Origin of the sequence: Nocardia sp. NPDC056100 (assembly GCF_042266325.1) — a bacterium.
Taxonomy (GTDB): Bacteria; Actinomycetota; Actinomycetes; order Mycobacteriales; family Mycobacteriaceae; genus Nocardia.
Window position 1 is genome coordinate 1456163 of the sequence record NZ_JBHJVY010000002.1, and the last position, 15873, is coordinate 1472035.

The 15873-nt window shown below is 65.2% G+C and carries 15 protein-coding genes; 10 read left to right on the forward strand and 5 right to left on the reverse strand.

Going from position 1 to position 15873, the window contains the following annotated elements; all coding sequences use genetic code 11:
- Window positions 1–3 precede the first annotated feature (3 nt).
- The gene (locus tag ACFC0O_RS18985; protein ID WP_375959472.1) at window positions 4–1380 is read right to left on the reverse strand and encodes an ABC1 kinase family protein; all 1377 of its coding nucleotides are present in this window, start codon (window positions 1378–1380) and stop codon (window positions 4–6) included.
- Between the two features lie 116 nt (window positions 1381–1496).
- Here ACFC0O_RS18985 and ACFC0O_RS18990 point away from each other — a divergent pair, with 116 nt between their 5' ends.
- Window positions 1497–2243: a GntR family transcriptional regulator gene (locus tag ACFC0O_RS18990; RefSeq protein WP_375959474.1), complete on the forward strand. Its 747-nt coding sequence runs from the start codon at window positions 1497–1499 to the stop codon at window positions 2241–2243.
- Here ACFC0O_RS18990 and ACFC0O_RS18995 read toward each other — a convergent pair.
- Complete coding sequence (locus tag ACFC0O_RS18995) at window positions 2194–3594, reverse strand: ABC1 kinase family protein (protein WP_375959476.1); 1401 nt, start codon at window positions 3592–3594, stop codon at window positions 2194–2196. The genes ACFC0O_RS18990 and ACFC0O_RS18995 overlap by 50 nt on opposite strands.
- A 357-nt stretch (window positions 3595–3951) precedes the next feature.
- Between ACFC0O_RS18995 and ACFC0O_RS19000 the strand changes: the two genes are divergently transcribed.
- The gene (locus ACFC0O_RS19000; protein ID WP_375959478.1) at window positions 3952–4872 is read left to right on the forward strand and encodes an NAD(P)H-binding protein; all 921 of its coding nucleotides are present in this window, start codon (window positions 3952–3954) and stop codon (window positions 4870–4872) included.
- A complete protein-coding gene (locus ACFC0O_RS19005) occupies window positions 4869–6383 on the forward strand; it encodes an MDR family MFS transporter (RefSeq protein WP_375959480.1) in 1515 nt (504 codons plus the stop codon). Before ACFC0O_RS19000 ends, ACFC0O_RS19005 begins: the two co-directional genes overlap by 4 nt.
- Window positions 6384–6393: 10 nt before the next feature.
- Here the strand turns inward: ACFC0O_RS19005 and ACFC0O_RS19010 are convergent, their stop codons facing one another.
- Window positions 6394–6837, reverse strand: coding sequence for a MarR family winged helix-turn-helix transcriptional regulator (locus ACFC0O_RS19010; protein ID WP_375959482.1), 444 nt, complete (start codon window positions 6835–6837; stop codon window positions 6394–6396).
- 159 nt (window positions 6838–6996) lie between these two features.
- On the opposite strand from ACFC0O_RS19010, the gene ACFC0O_RS19015 reads away from it, so the two are divergent.
- The 4 genes from ACFC0O_RS19015 (at window position 6997) to ACFC0O_RS19030 (ending at window position 10994) form a co-directional block, all read left to right on the forward strand.
- The gene (locus ACFC0O_RS19015; protein WP_375959484.1) at window positions 6997–8172 is read left to right on the forward strand and encodes an FG-GAP repeat domain-containing protein; all 1176 of its coding nucleotides are present in this window, start codon (window positions 6997–6999) and stop codon (window positions 8170–8172) included.
- Window positions 8173–8845: 673 nt separating this feature from the next.
- Complete coding sequence (locus tag ACFC0O_RS19020) at window positions 8846–9610, forward strand: XRE family transcriptional regulator (RefSeq protein ID WP_375959486.1); 765 nt, start codon at window positions 8846–8848, stop codon at window positions 9608–9610.
- Window positions 9594–10067, forward strand: coding sequence for an NUDIX domain-containing protein (locus ACFC0O_RS19025; RefSeq protein WP_375959488.1), 474 nt, complete (start codon window positions 9594–9596; stop codon window positions 10065–10067). The genes ACFC0O_RS19020 and ACFC0O_RS19025 overlap by 17 nt, the downstream gene beginning before the upstream one ends.
- 159 nt (window positions 10068–10226) lie before the next feature.
- Window positions 10227–10994, forward strand: a complete 768-nt coding sequence (locus tag ACFC0O_RS19030) for an oxidoreductase (protein ID WP_375959490.1) — start codon at window positions 10227–10229, stop codon at window positions 10992–10994.
- Between the two features lie 44 nt (window positions 10995–11038).
- On the opposite strand, the gene ACFC0O_RS19035 is transcribed toward ACFC0O_RS19030, so the two are convergent.
- The gene (locus ACFC0O_RS19035) at window positions 11039–11968 is read right to left on the reverse strand and encodes a LysR family transcriptional regulator (RefSeq protein ID WP_375959492.1); all 930 of its coding nucleotides are present in this window, start codon (window positions 11966–11968) and stop codon (window positions 11039–11041) included.
- 236 nt (window positions 11969–12204) lie between these two features.
- Between ACFC0O_RS19035 and ACFC0O_RS19040 the strand changes: the two genes are divergently transcribed.
- Both ACFC0O_RS19040 and ACFC0O_RS19045 read left to right on the forward strand, forming a co-directional pair.
- Entirely contained in the window at window positions 12205–13128 is a 924-nt protein-coding gene (locus tag ACFC0O_RS19040; protein WP_375959494.1) for an aminoglycoside phosphotransferase, read from the forward strand.
- Window positions 13129–13233: 105 nt separating this feature from the next.
- Window positions 13234–13599 (forward strand): iron chaperone, encoded by a 366-nt coding sequence (locus ACFC0O_RS19045; RefSeq protein WP_375959496.1) that lies wholly within the window; start codon window positions 13234–13236, stop codon window positions 13597–13599.
- Between the two features lie 86 nt (window positions 13600–13685).
- Here the strand turns inward: ACFC0O_RS19045 and ACFC0O_RS19050 are convergent, their stop codons facing one another.
- Window positions 13686–14603, reverse strand: coding sequence for a hypothetical protein (locus ACFC0O_RS19050; RefSeq protein WP_375959498.1), 918 nt, complete (start codon window positions 14601–14603; stop codon window positions 13686–13688).
- Between the two features lie 206 nt (window positions 14604–14809).
- Between ACFC0O_RS19050 and ACFC0O_RS19055 the strand changes: the two genes are divergently transcribed.
- Window positions 14810–15721, forward strand: a complete 912-nt coding sequence (locus ACFC0O_RS19055) for a helix-turn-helix domain-containing protein (protein ID WP_375959500.1) — start codon at window positions 14810–14812, stop codon at window positions 15719–15721.
- Window positions 15722–15873 lie beyond the last annotated feature (152 nt).

Sequence of the window (15873 nt, forward strand, 5' to 3'; positions counted from 1 at the left end):
GTGTCAGCTGTCCGGGTGCTCGGCCCGGGCGCGGATCGCGGCGAACTCCGGAAGGTGGTCGGCAACGATCTCGCCGACCGCGACGGTCGCTTCCAACTGTGCCAGCACCGCGACCAAGGTCAACAGCATCCGGCAGTACGACGACAGCTCCGGCGGCATGGCCAGCCGCCTGTGCACATTGCTCAAACGCAGGTTCAGACCCTCGGCCATCCTGGCGCGCAGCCAGGTCGAGGTGAAGGTCGTCGTGGGGTCCACGGCGACGCGGCGGAAGGGTTCCAGTATCCGGAGGAATTCGGCGGCGTCGAATTCCTTTTCGTCGCGCAGGAATTCGTATTTGCGCAGCATCGCCGAGAGTCCGTCGGGATCTCCGTTGAGCCCGGCTTCGAGCATGGCCGCGACCAGGACCTCGATCCCGGCGGGCGGACGCGGGCACGCACCGAAGTCGACCACGCCCAGGCGTCCGTCCGGCAGTACCAGGAAATTACCGGGGTGGGGGTCGCAGTAGATCAGGCCGACGCGTGGAACGCTCCGCAGGCAGAAGCGAATGATCAATGCGCCCAGTCGATCTCGCGACTCCGCTCGCTCACCGCGCCCGAGTAGCGTGGTGAGTGGATCGCTCTCGATCCATTCGGTGATGAGCACACCGCCGCGCTGATCGATGACCCGCGGCACCACGAATTCCGGGTCGTCCCGGTACTTTTCGGCGAACGCCCGCTGATTGTTCGCTTCACCGCGGTAGTCGAGCTCGCGCCGGATACCCGCGCACACCTCATCGGCCAGGGCTTCGATATCCATGCCTGGCAACAGCACCGAGACGAGGTAGGCCACCCGCCGCAGTTGGCGCATATCGGATTCGATGGATTCGGTCACGCCGGGATATCGGATCTTCACCGCCACCGGTGTGCCATCGCGCCAGATCGCCCGGTGCACCTGCCCTATCGAGGCGGCCGTCGAGTGCCGGTCGTCGAATTCCAGGAAGTCCGAGCGCCAGTCCGGGCCCAGGTACTCGGTCAGCGCGCCGTGCACCGCGGCGGGAAGCATTGGCGGCGCGGCATATTGCAGGCGTGCCAGCGCCTCACGATAGGGACCTGCGACATCCTCGGGGACGCCACCGGGATACAACGCCAGGATCTGCCCGAGTTTGGCAGCGCAACCGCGCAGGCTGCCCAGTACCTCGAATACGTGCTGGGCGGTGCGCTCCCGGATTTCGTCTCGCACCGTGTCCCCGGGGGTGCCGAGCAGGCGCATGCCCATCCCCACCGTGTGGCGTCCGGCGTACGCGGCGGGCAGTGCGACCAGTTGCAGATTGCGCGCGCCGGGCAGTCCCGTGCGCGGTAAGCCGAGTTTGCGCGACCATCGAGTCTCGTTGTGCGAATTCACGATCGAGCTCTCATCACGCCACGCTGCACAATCGGTACAGTACGCTGTCCTAGACAGTTGCGGACAGCATTGCCAAGAGGGGACATCGGGTGGGTAGCCAAACCGGAGCGTCCGAGGTGACCGACGAATTGGGCACCCGCGTCGTGACGGGACACTACCGACCGGGCACGCTGATGCCGTCCGTGCGCAAACTCGCCGATGAATTCGGAATCAGCAAATCCACCGCCCAGGTGGCGCTGAGCCGCCTCGAGGCGTCCCGCTTCGTCATCGCCGAGCGCGGGCGCGGATTCGTCGTGCAGGATGTGCGGCGGCGCGGCGGATTCGATGTGTACGGCACGGTGTTTCGCCTGTCGATGAGCGATCCCCCGCAGGCCGTCGCCATCTTCGCCGATATCGTGAACATCGGCCGGGACCTGGTCATCGATCTGCTCGGCAGTTACTTTCTGCTGTCGCCGCGGCCGGGGCCCGCGCATCTCGTCGCGATCGTGGACGCGATGGAAGCCGCTGCGCGGCAACCCGATACCGATCTCACCGAATTCCTGGTGCGGGAGTTCGATCTATTGCGCGAGATAGCGCTCGCGATCGGCCAATCGGCCTCGGTCGCGCTGCTCAATTCGCTGGCCGGGGTGATTCTCGATGTACCCGAGGCGGTGGAGGCGTACTACACGGCCGATCCTTCCGCGCACGTGCTGATCTGGCGGGCGCTGGTGAATGCGCTCAACCGCTCCGAACCTCCGCACGAGGCCGAATACGCCCTGTTGGGCGATATGCTCGCGCTCTATCACCAGCGGGTCATCGAGAAGTTCGCCGGGCTCACCGCCCCGGCCGGGCACCACCTGCACGCATCGGCCGAATCTGCCTGAGATCGGCGTTGCGCGCCTCGTATCGGCGGATCACCTCGGCGAGCTCGGGCCACCAGGTCAGGAATTCCTCGCGGATCGGCCCCTCGGTGCGCAATTGACACAGCACGCCCATACAGGTCGCGGCGGCGCGGGCCACCACGGTGAACTCGGGCGGCAAGGTCATCTGCCGAAAGACGTTGGAGAGACGGACTTTCGCGATCTCGGCGACCTGTTCGCGCATCCACTCCGGTGAGAGGTCGAAGTCGTTCCGCAACAGCACGTCCAGGAAAGGGGCGACGATATCGGCGAATTCCCGGACATCGAACTCCTGGCCGGGACGCACGAAACCGTGTGTGCGCAAGGCGTTTTCGAGGTCCTCGTGGGTGCCGTTGTAGAGGGCGTCACCGATCTCGAAGACGATGCGGCGGAAGTTCGGCGGCATATCGGCGCACGCGCCGAAATCGACGACGCCCATTCGACCGTCCGGTAGCAGCAGGAAGTTGCCGGGGTGGATATCGCTGTAGAGGAGGCCGCAGCGTTCCTTGCCGGATTCGACGAATTCGATAATCGCGAGACCGGCGCGACTGCGGTCGTCCGGAGATCCGGAGTCGACCAGGTCGCCGAGCGGAACCCCGTCGATCCAATCGCTGATCAGCACCTCATCGGCGCATTCGACAACGTTCGGCACCGAGAACTTCGCATTCCCCGCGTAGCAGTCCGCGAAGACCTGCTGATGGGCGGCTTCGCGCCGATAATCCAGCTCATCGCCCACGATGGCGCACACGGTGTTCACGATGGCTCGCACATCCGCACCGGGCATGACCGCGCCGATAATGCCCGACACACTGCGCAGCATGTTGAGATCGGATTCGACCGCTTCCCGCGCGCCCGGGTACATGACCTTCGCGGCCACCTCGCGGCCGTCGTGCCAGACCGCGCGGTGTACCTGCCCGAGCGAGGCCGCCGCGGCCGGGCGGTCGTCGAACGTCCGGAATCGTGCGCGCCACTCGGGCCCGAAGTTCGCGGTCATCACCTGGTGGACCAGCGCGGGCATCATGGGCGGCACCGAATCCTGCAGGCGCCCCATCGCCTCCCCCACGGCCTCGGCCAGATTCGCCCATTCGGGCCCCGCCGCATCGAACGGCAGGATCGAACGGTAGACCGCCGCCATCTGACCGACCTTGGCCGCACAGCCCTTCAGTTCCCCGAGAACCTCGAAAATGTGCTCGGCGGTGCGCAATTGGATATCCCGCTCGATATCACCGACCGAGCCGCCCAGCATCCGCCGTCCGCGCCCGGCCATGCGCCGCCCCACATAGGCGATCGGGAGTTTGGCCAGTTTCGCCTCGCGAACCAGACGGTTCGTCGACATCGACCGCTCAGCAGCCTGTGCCGTTCCCGGAAACGGGATCACCCGGCCCAGCCGCTCACCCGATCGCGTACCAGCCATGCCCAACCGCCTAGCGTCATGTCGTCCGCGGCCGGCATGTTCGGCCGTAACCGGCGAACGAGAACATTCACAGCTATCAGTCGGACACTCCACAGCCTCCGAATTCGGCGACCGCCGACAGGCTATCACTGGAGTTCAGCACCCGTACGGATCGCGGAGCTACTGTGCAGCACCTCCGCGCGGTACCCCTTGACGCACCATATTCATCAAGTTAGCTTGATTAAGTCTGCTTGATCATTTTCGGATTTCGTCAACCGGCCGGGATGCGGGAGGCACAGCATGGTCATTGGGGTCACGGGTGCCAGCGGGCGTCTGGGCAGGGCCGTTGTCGATGAGTTGCTCATTCGAGGAGTTCCGGCTGAGCGCATTGTCGCGATCGTGCGCAATCCGCAGGAGACGACGGATCTGTCGGACAGTGGAGTTCGGGTCGAGTACGGCGACTACGACTGGCGTGACACCCTGACCGGGGCGCTGCCGGGGGTGAATCGGCTGCTCCTCATCTCGAGCAGCAGTCGGCAGCGGCGGGTTCGCCAGCACCGCAGTGTGATCGATGCCGCGGTGCGCACCGGGGTCGAGTCGATTGCCTACACCAGTATGGTTCGCGCGCAAGGCAATCCGACAATGCTCGCCGAGGCGCATCGCGGCACCGAGGCCATGCTGCGCGCCTCACCGATACCGTGGACGATGCTGCGGCACGATTGGTACTGGGAGAATTACACGGCCGGACTCGATGCGGTGATCGCTCGCGGAGAGTTGCTCGGCGCGGCGGGCGCGGGGCGGGTGTCCGGGGCGGCGATCGCCGATTACGCGGCCGCGGCGGCGACGGTCCTCACCACGGACGGGCATGCCGGAGTGGTCTATGAACTCGGCGGCGATTACGCCCTGTCCGGTGTTCAGATCGCCGGATGCATTGCGGCGGTGGCACATCGGCCGGTCGCCTATCGCATGCTCGAACCCGATGCGTACGCGGAGGCGCTGGTCGAGACGGGCCTGCCGCGCAGCGTCGCCGCGGAGGCGGCCGACAATGAAATCGGCATCGCCGCAGGTTGGTTCGATATGCGCAGTGGGGATTTGCACCGGCTCATCGGCCGCGATACGACACCGCTGTCGTCGGTGGTGCGAACCGCGCTGCGGGAGTACGGATCTCAGTTCGCGGAGCGATCCGAGACGGGAAACCCTGACCGAGGCGGACACTTATGAGCGCCCCGAGCACCGCGAAGACCACCCTGTGGCCGGTGTTCACCGGACTCATGCTCGCGATGTTCATCGCCGCCCTCGATCAGACCGTCGTATCCACCGCGCTGCCGACCATCGTGGGGGATCTGGGCGGGCTGAGCCTGCTGTCGTGGGTGCTGACGGCGTATCTGCTGGCGATGGCGGTCAGCACACCGCTGTGGGGCAAGCTCGGCGATCTGTTCGGCCGCAAGCCGATCTTCCTCATCGTGATCGCGGTGTTCCTCGCCGGTTCCGTATTGGCCGGGCTGTCGCGAAATATGGGAGAGCTCATCGCCTTTCGCGGGATACAGGGCCTGGGCGGGGGTGGGCTGATCGTGGTGTCGCAGGCGATCATCGCCGATGTGGTGTCCGCGCGCCAACGCGGCCGGTACATGGGGATCTTCGGGGCCGTCTTCGGACTGGCGAGTGTGGCGGGTCCGCTGATCGGCGGTTTCTTCACCGATGAGCTGTCGTGGCGGTGGGTCTTCTACATCAACCTGCCGATCGGCGCGCTCGCGCTCGCGGTCATCGCGGTATACCTGCGACTGCCGAAACCCGTTGCGGCCGAGTCGAGTATCGACTATCTCGGGATTGTGCTGCTCGGGGCCGCCATCACCTGCCTGCTGCTCGTGGTCACCCTGGGCGGGACCACCTACGGGTGGGATTCGGCACCGGTTCTCGGGCTGTGCGCTGGAACCGTGACGGCTGCACTCGGTTTCGTGTGGGCCGAGCGTCGCGCCGCGGAACCGGTACTCCCGCTGCACCTTTTCCGGCGACCGATATTCGTATTGGCCGCCGCGATCGGATTCCTCATCAGCCTGGCGCAATTCGGGGCGACCAGTTATATGCCCCTGTTCGAGCAGGTGGTCTACGGCGTCACCGCCACCGTCTCCGGCCTGCGGTTGCTGCCGTTGATGGGCGGGATGATCCTGATGTCGATCGTCAGCGGACAACTGTTGAGTCGCTGGGGGCGATACAAAGTGTTTCCGATCGTAGGCAGCGCACTGGTCGCGGTCGGGCTACTGCTGCTGTCGACCATGACCGAGCACACCTCAGCCTGGCTCTCCTCGGCGTATCTCCTGATACTGGGCCTCGGATTGGGCTGCGTCACACAGGTATTGACCACAGTCCTGCAGAACGACGCACCCCGTGCCGAACTCGGTGTCGCCACCTCGGGCGTGACCCTGTTCCGCACCATCGGCGGCTCGTTCGGCACCGCTGTCTTCGGCACCCTGTTCAGCGCCAAACTCGCCACCGAGATCACCTCGATGATCAACTCCGGCCGAATCGCCCCCTCCGACACCGGGATCGCGCATCAGGTGCAATCCGATCCTGGCGTCTTGAAGACGGTCTCGGCGCCTATCCGAGCGATAGTCGCCGGTGGGTACGCCGACGCACTGACCTACGTATTTCTACTCGCGGCACCGACCGCGGTCCTCGCCTTCATACTGTCCTGGTTCCTGCGCGAGACCCCACTGGCCGATACCACCGACTAAATAGACGGTCCTACAACCGATCTCGCAGTCGTGCCAGCAGCGGCAGCACATCGGCGATCCGCTCCACCTCAGCCGCGGTGAACTCCATCTCGAGCGCCTTCACCACCCGATCCGCTCCCCCGGTGCGCAGGGCGTTCATGGCGGTCCGCCCGGCAGCGGTCGTCTCCAGCAGCAGTCTGCGCTTATCGCGCTCATCCTTGGTCTTGCTGATCAGCCCGCGATCATGCAGGCTCGCCACCGTCAGCGCCATGGCCTGCGGCGTAACCTGTTCGGCCGCAGCCAATTCCACCGCGGTTACCGACCCATCGCGATCCAACCGCCCCAGCACCGACAGCTCCGGCACACTCAGCCCGCTGACGGTCATGTCATTGCGCAGCTCCCGAAAGAGCTGCCCGACGAGCAGCCGCAACTCCACCCCGACCTCATCCGGGTTGCCAGAACCACGTTTACCCATGTCATACAACCTAATGCCACCGGTTAACCGAGATCGGCAAGCTGATCAGGTTAATCCCTCCCAATTCCCAACCGGTCGCGGATGTGGTGTCGCCAATCGCCAATGAACTGGCAGCTCTGGGCAAACGGCCGGGTGCCGACCGCAAATACAGTCCTGACCATGACGTTCAATGCGCTGAGCGGGTATCGGCGACGGGTGCCGCGGCGAGACGTCTGGGGGATCGCGGTTGCGACGGCATTGACACTTTCGCTGGTTCCCGGGATCGCCCAGGCGGATTCGGAGACCGGATCGGCGGCGAGTTCGGGAACCACGTTCGCCCCCGGGCGGCTGGTGCCGGTGACGCTGTGCGGAGTGTCGCCGACGGCCGAGGCCATCGCGCACGGGGATTTCGACGGCGACGGGCGGGTCGATCTCGTAGTCACCGACGAATGCGGGTTCGGCATACAGATGTTGCGCGGCAATGGAGACGGGACCTTCGCCGCGCCGCGCTACATCCCCACCGGTGTCGCGCCCGACGCGGTGACCGCGGTCGATCTCGATGGCGATGGGCATCTCGATCTGATCGTGTCAAATGCCATCGGCGAGATGGTGATTCTCTACGGGGACGGCCTCGGGGGCTTTGCCGATCAACGCAGGTACTTCGCACAAGGATTGGCTCCCGGTGCTATTCGAGCCGGGGATTTCGACCATGACGGGCACCTGGACTTCGCGGTCGCGGCAACGCCGTCGACGGTGTTCCTGGCCGACGGTGCGCGCGGGTTCATCGGACACACCGTGGCGGCCGGACTCGCATCGGTAGGGCTCGAGACCGCGGATCTCGATGGCGACGGCAACCTCGACCTGATCGTCGCCTCGGGAGTCCCCGTCGTCCTGAACGCCCTGTACGGCGACGGTCACGGCGGATTCGGCCGAAACCAAACCCTTTTGGGCCCGGACCTGGTCCAAGAAGCCATCCGCAGCGCCGATGTCAACAATGACGGACACCCGGATGTGGTCGGGGTTACCAGTCTCGGCGGCCTCAACGTCTGGCTGAACGACGGCCACGGCACCCTACTCGCCTCGCGCTATTCCTACGCAAGCCCCGGAACCGCAGGCCTCGCACTCGCCGACCTCTATGGCACCGGCAACCTGGACATGATCACCGCCGACTCCGTCACCGCCCACATAACCCTCTGGCGCGGCGACGGCCACGGCGGATTCACACGCACCGAGTGGTACCCCGCCCCCTTCACCCTCGAATCCACCGAACTGATCGACCTACGCGGCACCGGCCAACTCGACCTCGTCACCGCCCCGATGATCGGCCCGTACATCGCCGTCTACCTGCGCAATTGAACAGCGATCACATATGCCGCCTTGGGAGCCCGATCGGCCAGCTTGTGCACCAGTCATCGAACAGGGGGCATGGCGCTTCGAGCGTAGGTCTCTTCAGGGGTCACAGTGATCACGTCGACGTGCTGCACCAGCGTCCCCAGCGTCTCCCCTCCCGGGAGATGTTCAGGGGTCGGGACAATGACGGCATCGGCATCCAACCGGATTGCCAACGCCTCGAGTCGCGCCAGTGGGGGCCGACCGAAGGACGGGTCATGAATCACCATGTCCGCGAACTCATAACCGAGACGTGTAGCGAGCCTTCGTATCTGCTGTTGATCCCAGAGCCGGGCCGCCCCTGATACATCGGTCCGGAGGTACCCCAAACACGTCGGTTTCCTATGCATTACGACCCCTCGTTCGTCGTGCCCATCGAAGACGACGCGCCCCTGACTCTCGAGATAAAACCCGGCTCGGTCGTCTGATTCGTCTCCGCGTGCCTGGAGTTCGAACAGGCCACCGGGAAACGGGATCAGCCAGGTACGCGACGCGGATTCCGGCTCAGTCATGACAGTCCCTCTCGTCGCTGGTATGGCAACCGTAGAAACACCGCTGGGACGCTAGAACTGTGTCAAGGACACTTCGCCAGGCGTTTGAAGTGCCCACAGCGTCCCTCACGGACACTTAGGATTTCGGTATGACTCAGCAGCGCCTGGAGACAGCGATGCTCAGAGCAGGGCTCAGCTCCGCGGCCCTGGCCGCTTGTGTCGGCGTAGATGTGAAAACGGTCAACCGATGGCTTGCCGGGCGTCTACCGCACCGGCGGACCAGACTCCAGGTAGCCGAAAAACTCGGAGAGACCGAGGAGTCGCTGTGGCCAGCCTCCCGGCCGGATGCACAGCCCGGAGCACCGTCGACGGCAGAGGTGTTGGCGGCCTATGCACACCGCGCCGAGATACCCAACGATCTGTGGGTGTCGTTGGTGCACAAGGCAACTGAGCGGATAGACATCATCGGGTACGCCTACCCGTTCGTGTTCGAACTATTGCCAAAAGCATCCGAACTCATTGCAGCCAAGGCGAAGTCAGGATGTGTCGTCCGCCTGGGGTTCGCTGATCCCGACTGCGACCATGTCATTGAACGGGACACGCTGGAACAGATGGGCGGTACCCTCCCCGGTCGAATACGCAATGCGTTGTCGATGCTCGGGCCGTTGGCCGATAGCCCAGGATGTGCGGTAGGGCTGCACACCACGCATCTGTACAACTCCGTGTTTCGGTTCGACTCCGAAATGATCGTCACCCCGTATCTGTTCCGAGCCAGGGGCTACCAGCACACCGCGCTCTACCTGCGGAGGCTCTCTCCGCACGGCATATTCGAGTCATTTGCCGATCAGTTCGAGCAGATTTGGGGTACCACGACCCCATTCAGGACGGAGGTAGACCATGGGTTCACGGCGTGACTACTACAACGATCCCGATGCACCCGAACCCAACTCGCTGAAGCCGGGAGGCTCGGCGCTGGTGGTGGACGACTCCGGCCGGGTTCTGATGCAGCGGCGTGGTGATTCGGGGAATTGGTCGTTCCCCGGGGGAATCATGGAGGTGGGGGAAACCCTGGAGGAATGTGTCGTCCGCGAGACTCGCGAAGAGACGGGGCTCGACATCGAGATCACCGGGCTGCTGGGTATCTATACCGACCCGGCGCATGTCATCGAATACGCCGATGGTGAAGTGCGCCAGGAGTTTGCGGTTGTCTACTACGGCCGTGTGGTCGGTGGTGATATCCAGGTCTCGCACGAATCGACTGCGGTTCGGTTCCTATCGCTGGAGGAACTGGAAGGGCTGCCGGTGCATCCGACGGTTCGGCTGCGGCTTCGGCACCACCGGGAGGGCTCGAATCTTCCGTGGCTGGGCTGATCGAGGGCACCCTCGAACCGCCCGCATTGTCTGCATCGACCACTGCCAGGCGAGATAGGGATGTCCTATACCGCCGGCTGTGTTTTCGTCTTTGCGCCCGGTCTTTTCGCGGACATACCGTTTCGTCGAAGCGAGACACATGCAATCGAAAGGACCGCCATGGGTACGATCGAAAACAGCTCGGGTACAAGGACTCTCGTGGGCAAGCGGGCACTGGTGACGGGCGGTACACGCGGTATCGGAGCGGCTATCGTGCGCCAGCTCCTGGACGCGGGCGCCGAGGTGCTCACCACCGCTCGATCGGGAAGTGCGGCATCGGACGAAGCCTTGTTCGTGGCAGCCGATGTGCGGACGCCAGCGGGGGTCAATGCGCTCGCCGCCGCGGCGGACGAGCGGCTCGGCGGGGTGGACATCGTGGTTCACAATGCGGGCGGAGGACAGCCGTATGCGGGTGCTCTGGCGATCCCCGAGGAGGTGTGGCAGGACGCGCTGGATCTGAACTTCTCGGCGGCGGTACGGGTGGACGCGTTACTGGCGCCGGGAATGCGGGAACGGCGTTCGGGGGCGATCGTGCATATCTCCTCGGCCGCGGTTCCGATGGTGGCGCCGCCGTTCCTGCACTACACGACCGCGAAAGCGGCACTGGAGAACTACAGCCGGGGGTTGGCGGCGGAGTTGGCTCCGTTCGGGATTCGGGTCAATACCGTCTCCCCCGGCAGAACCGCCACACCCGGCGGTGTGGCGACTCGGGAACAGTGGTCGCGCTTGGAAGCGGGGCCGGGGCAAGATAACTCCGCTCCGCCTCTGGGGCGCGATGGTCAGCCCGACGATATCGCCGACGCGGTGCTGTTCCTGGTTTCCCAGCAGGCGAGCTGGTTGACCGGCAGCAGCCTCGTCGTCGATGGAGGCGAATTCCCCAGGGGTTGAGTCTGTTTCAGCTCACCCAATGAAACCGCCTGGGCAACAGCACTTCACGCTGTGCGGTCGGGCACCGGATTGGTGGGCGCGGCTGCCACCAAGCTCCTGACAGGCTCGTCCCAGTGCTGCACACGCAGAAGTTCGAGCAGAGCCGTCTCCGCCGGGCCTGGGTCCTGGCGGATCACGGCAACGACGGGCTGGGGCACGGCCGGAAGCAGCGGGCGGGCCAGGTGCCGCATATCCCGCGGAACCGCGGAAGCGGGAACGAGCGTCACGCCCAGCCCGTGCGCGGCCCAGCGCACCGCCGTCCCGGTCTGCGATACCCGGGCGGCCGTGACCGAGGTCAGCTCGTTATCGCGCAGCACACCGGACAGCACACCGTCGAGCGCACTGGCGCGGTCGAACCGCACCCACGATTCTCCGTCCAGTTCCCTCAGTTCGACACGGTCCTTCGCGAGTAGCCGGTGCTCGGCGCCCAGCACCACCACGAACTCTTCATAGCCGAGGTGGTGCGCCCCCGCGGGGCCACGCTCGCATGCCGCCATCAGAGCGAGATCGAGTACGCCCCCGCGACACAGCCGCTCCAATTCAGCCGAACTCGGCTCCTCGAAGACCGTGATCTCCACGCGCGGAAAGCGGCGGCGCAGCATGCTCAGCACCTCCGGCAACTGCCGCGTGCCGAAACCCATCTGCGCCGCTACCACCAATTCACCCACCAGCTCATCGGCACCGGCCCGCGCGGTGGCTCGTGCGCGCCGGGACGCGTTCACCGCGACCTGGGCCTCCCGCAGAAACGCTCGACCGACCGTGGTGGGCACCAGTCCGGACGGGGTACGAGCGAACAGTGCCACTCCGAGTTCGCGCTCCAGGCTGCGGATTTGCTGAGACATCGAGGGTTGAGCGACGTGCAGCAGTTCGGCCGCCGCCGTCACCGAACCCGCCTCGGCTACGGCCAGCGCGTACTCGTACTGGCGAAGGCTCATCGAATCCCACTTCCCTGCTGGGCGGAGCACTGTCCGGCTCGCCGATGATCGGTGTAGCGACAAGTGCGACAACACCGGACGCTGATCGTTTACTCCGTGCCATCACCTGCCGAGGAACCCGCTGCTCCGGATCGGTTCCGCGAGGAGTGATCGAAACCGCCCCCAGGTCATGCCTGTTCGAGTACCGAGGAAATGCCGTGGCCGAGTGTTCCGCGCGCGGATTAATATGCGATCTCATGCTTTCCCGTCCGGCAAACATCACAGATGAGGCGATCACGCACGCGGTCGCGGCACACTGGCTGCCCGAGGTCACCGATATCAGTTATCTGCCGTGGGGTTTCGGTGCACATCACTGGCGCGTGACCAGTGGGGGCACAACCGTTTTCGTCACCGTGGACCAGTTGGAACCCCGGCACACCGCGGCCTCGCTCGAAGCCGCATACGCCGGGGCGGCCGCTCTGGCGGGGACAGGTCTGGACATGGTGTGCGCACCGCTGCCTGCCCGGTCGGGACGTTTCACCGTCGATATCGGGACCGGTGCGCTCAGCGTGACACCGTGGCTGCACGGCCGGAGCCCAACCGAAGCGGAGTCCATTGAACCCCAGCATGTTCGCGAAGTAATTCGCGCGCTGGACGCACTGCACCATGCCATCCCACCCGAGGGGTTGCGGTCATGGACTCCGCAGGTCGGCCCTGCGTTCGCCGACGAGTTGCGTACCCGCACCGCCGATCCCTGGACCAGCGGCCCGCTGGCGGAACAGGCACGGCTTGCCCTTTCCGCGCACATCGACGCAGTCGAGGGGTGGACCGACCGCTATCTGGAATTGTCGGAAACGGCGCTCTCCCAACGGAACTCATGGGTGCCGACCCACGGTGAGCCACACAACGACAACCAGGTCGTGACCCCCGAGGGGGTACGCCTGGTCGATTGGGAATCGCTGGCTCTCGCACCACCCGAACGGGACTACTCCGACCTGCTCGCCGTCGCACCCGAACTACTGCACCCCGACCCCGCGATGGTCGAACTGTTCGCACTGGACTGGCGACTTTCCGAAATCGCCGAGTACACACGCTGGTTCGCCGCGCCGCACGCCGGTACCGAGGACGACCACACCGCGCTGCAAGGGTTGTACGAAGAACTGGCAGCGGACACGGATTAGGCCCGCGACTGCTGCCGATCTCGGGCCCACATACCGCACCGACCGCCCGACTCCGTTCCGCATAGCTACTGGCGAGCAATACTCATCCGGGATACCGTCCCTCAAATGGTGCAGAGCAAGGCAAGCGACGCCGACGGCTATCTGGCTGAAGTACCCGAGGAGCGCAAGGCCGCACTGACCGAGTTGCGGCGTCTCTGCCGACAAGAACTGGTCGGCTTCGATGAGGTAATGGCCTACGGCATGCCGACTTACGAGCGCGGCGGCGTCGCGGAAATCGCGTTTGCCAGCCAGAAGCAGTACATCTCGTTCTATCTCATGCGCAGCGACGTACGGGACGCGTTCGGAGAACAACTCACCCGGCAGGACATGGGCAAAGGTTGCCTGCGGTTCCGCAAGCCGGAGACCATCGACTTCGCCCTGCTGCGAGACCTACTCGAGGCCACCGCAGCCGGGCCCGGCCCAATCTGCTGACCGCGGCGATCGCCATCTGGCTTTCGGTCTGCGCCGGCGCTTCCGCCTCGGCGCACCGAGCCGATCGTCCACCGAATACGGGCCGTTCAGGTGGCCAGGAAGGTCGTGATTGCCTCATCCGCCGTGAGCGTGCTGGATCCAACCGAGACATCGATATTCGGGTAGTTTCTGCGCACGGCGTCGGCCATATCGGTCAGGCGCGCCCTGACCGCTGCGGGGTCGCGCAGCGCTTGCGCGCTCATACCCTCGAACCCTGGGAAACCGTCCGCCACCAAGGTGGCTCGGGGGTTGCTCATGATGTTGTCGTAGGACTCGAACTTCACGCTGACGATCTTCGAGGTGTCCACTCGGCCCGGGGTGGTAAAGACGCGGTCGCTGACGCCCGCGACGAAGTTGGCGGCCGAATGTCCTTCTTCCAGCATCGGATTCACCGCGATCCGGTTTGCGTCAATACCCAGCACCATGCCTCCGGGGTGGAACCGCATCGCACCGTCTCGGACATCGGTCCATTTGGTGATCGTCCCGTAGACGCCGGCGATATCGTCACCATCGGTCAGATAGACGACCTCTCCCGCGCTGCTGTGTGATGCGGAGCGGATGTAGCCCTCCGCGGCGGCGTCCTCGCCCGTGCGAAAAGCCTTGGGAAACACTTGATCGACCTGCCATAGCCGCGCGCCGTTGTAGAAGCGATCCGGCGGCCCCGGCCCGCCGGTCAGTGGCGGATGCGGAATCGACGGATCCCCGACGCCGGGATCATGGTTGATGGGTCTGTCGGTGCTGATAACTCTTCCGGCTGAGCCCTTGGCCTCCACCGAGATCGGCCTGAGTCCGTGTTCGACCTGAGCGTCGGTCACCTTCAGAAGCCGGTTGCTCAGCTGCTCGGTGCATCGGAGAACTGCCTGTGCGATCGCGTCCGATTTGATCAACAAGGCGACGCCGCCACCGGTTGCCCGTACTTCGGCGGTCTCGGCGGCACCCGGCGAGTGTAATTCGCGCAATCTCACTCGCTGCCACCATATTTGGGAATCCGGACGAGCCACTGCCCGCCCGCTACGCCGGTCTGCCGAGCCCACGGCCCAGCCAGCCCGTCAAGCAAACTCGTAGCTTCAACGTTGGCGGACAGGCGATTCCGCGCGTGATTCAGTTTGTGACCCGTCTCGGCTTGACGCGGCTGAATCAAGATGATTCGATCTGAATCATCATGGTTCCAGTGAATCAACCCGCAGAGGGTGCGACGGACGCGGCGAGCATCACCGCGAATTCCGTTGTGCGCCAGCCGCAGCCGCGCCAGCAACTGGCGACCGAGCTGCGGCGATTGCGGGATCTTTCTGGAATCTCCGGACGCGAGTTGGCGAAGCAGGTGGGAATCAGTCAGTCGACGTTGTCCCGGATCGAATCGGGGCAGGTGGTGCCGCCGCTGCCGCAGGTGCTCGATTGGGCCAAAGCGGTTGGGGCGGACGCGGATTGTCAGCAGTCGTTGCGCGGGCTCACCGAGGCCGCGCACGCGCCCGAGGTCGGAGATTGGGCGGCATCGCTCGCCGAACGCCCGCATCTCCAGGACGATGTGCGGGCATTCGAGGACGATGCGTATCTGGTGCGCAATTTCCAGCCCGCGCTGGTGCCCGGCCTACTCCAGACCGCCGATTACGCCCGCCGGGTGTTCGGCACCTTCGATCCGCCGTACCCGCCCGATGCTCTGACGGCCGCGCTCTCCGCGCGCCTGGAGCGCCAGCGCGTGCTGTACGACCCCGCCAAGCGTTTCGAATTCCTGGTAACCGAAGCGGCCCTGCGGTTTCGGCCCGGGCCGCATCGTGTCCTACTCGCCCAATTGGACCGCATCATCTCCGTGGAGACCCTCGATACGGTCGGCATCGCGGTGATTCCACAGGACGTGGAAGCCACCGCGACGATTCCGCACGGTTTCGTGATCTATGAGAACGAGGACCACGCGATCGCCTCCAGCGAGCCCATTCCGGGCAGCATGGTGACCCGCGGTCCCGAACTCGTCGACGTTCATCGCCGCCATTGGGCGGCTTTGACTCGAATGGCTTTATCCGACAGCGATGCCCGCGCATTTCTTGCCGACTTGCGCGGCGAAATGCATCACATCGCTATCCAATGACCATTTTCCAGCGGCCGTCGAGGGGTCGGTCGCATTTCCGGGGTGGGGCGGTGGGGGGGGGGGGGCCAAGGGGCGGCCCCACCCCCGCGGGGGCCCCCCCCCACACACAAAGCACGCCCCCCCCCCCCCCCCGGGCGCCCCCCCACACCACC

Coding starts and splice junctions, on each gene's coding strand:
- ACFC0O_RS18995 (WP_375959476.1), bottom strand. CDS start 3,594: ATGTCGACGAACCGTCTGGTTCGCGAGGCGAAACTGGCCAAACTCCCG.
- ACFC0O_RS19015 (WP_375959484.1), top strand. CDS start 6,997: ATGACGTTCAATGCGCTGAGCGGGTATCGGCGACGGGTGCCGCGGCGA.
- ACFC0O_RS19000 (WP_375959478.1), top strand. CDS start 3,952: ATGGTCATTGGGGTCACGGGTGCCAGCGGGCGTCTGGGCAGGGCCGTT.
- ACFC0O_RS19010 (WP_375959482.1), bottom strand. CDS start 6,837: ATGGGTAAACGTGGTTCTGGCAACCCGGATGAGGTCGGGGTGGAGTTG.
- ACFC0O_RS19005 (WP_375959480.1), top strand. CDS start 4,869: ATGAGCGCCCCGAGCACCGCGAAGACCACCCTGTGGCCGGTGTTCACC.
- ACFC0O_RS19045 (WP_375959496.1), top strand. CDS start 13,234: ATGGTGCAGAGCAAGGCAAGCGACGCCGACGGCTATCTGGCTGAAGTA.
- ACFC0O_RS19030 (WP_375959490.1), top strand. CDS start 10,227: ATGGGTACGATCGAAAACAGCTCGGGTACAAGGACTCTCGTGGGCAAG.
- ACFC0O_RS19025 (WP_375959488.1), top strand. CDS start 9,594: ATGGGTTCACGGCGTGACTACTACAACGATCCCGATGCACCCGAACCC.
- ACFC0O_RS19020 (WP_375959486.1), top strand. CDS start 8,846: ATGACTCAGCAGCGCCTGGAGACAGCGATGCTCAGAGCAGGGCTCAGC.
- ACFC0O_RS19040 (WP_375959494.1), top strand. CDS start 12,205: ATGCTTTCCCGTCCGGCAAACATCACAGATGAGGCGATCACGCACGCG.
- ACFC0O_RS19035 (WP_375959492.1), bottom strand. CDS start 11,968: ATGAGCCTTCGCCAGTACGAGTACGCGCTGGCCGTAGCCGAGGCGGGT.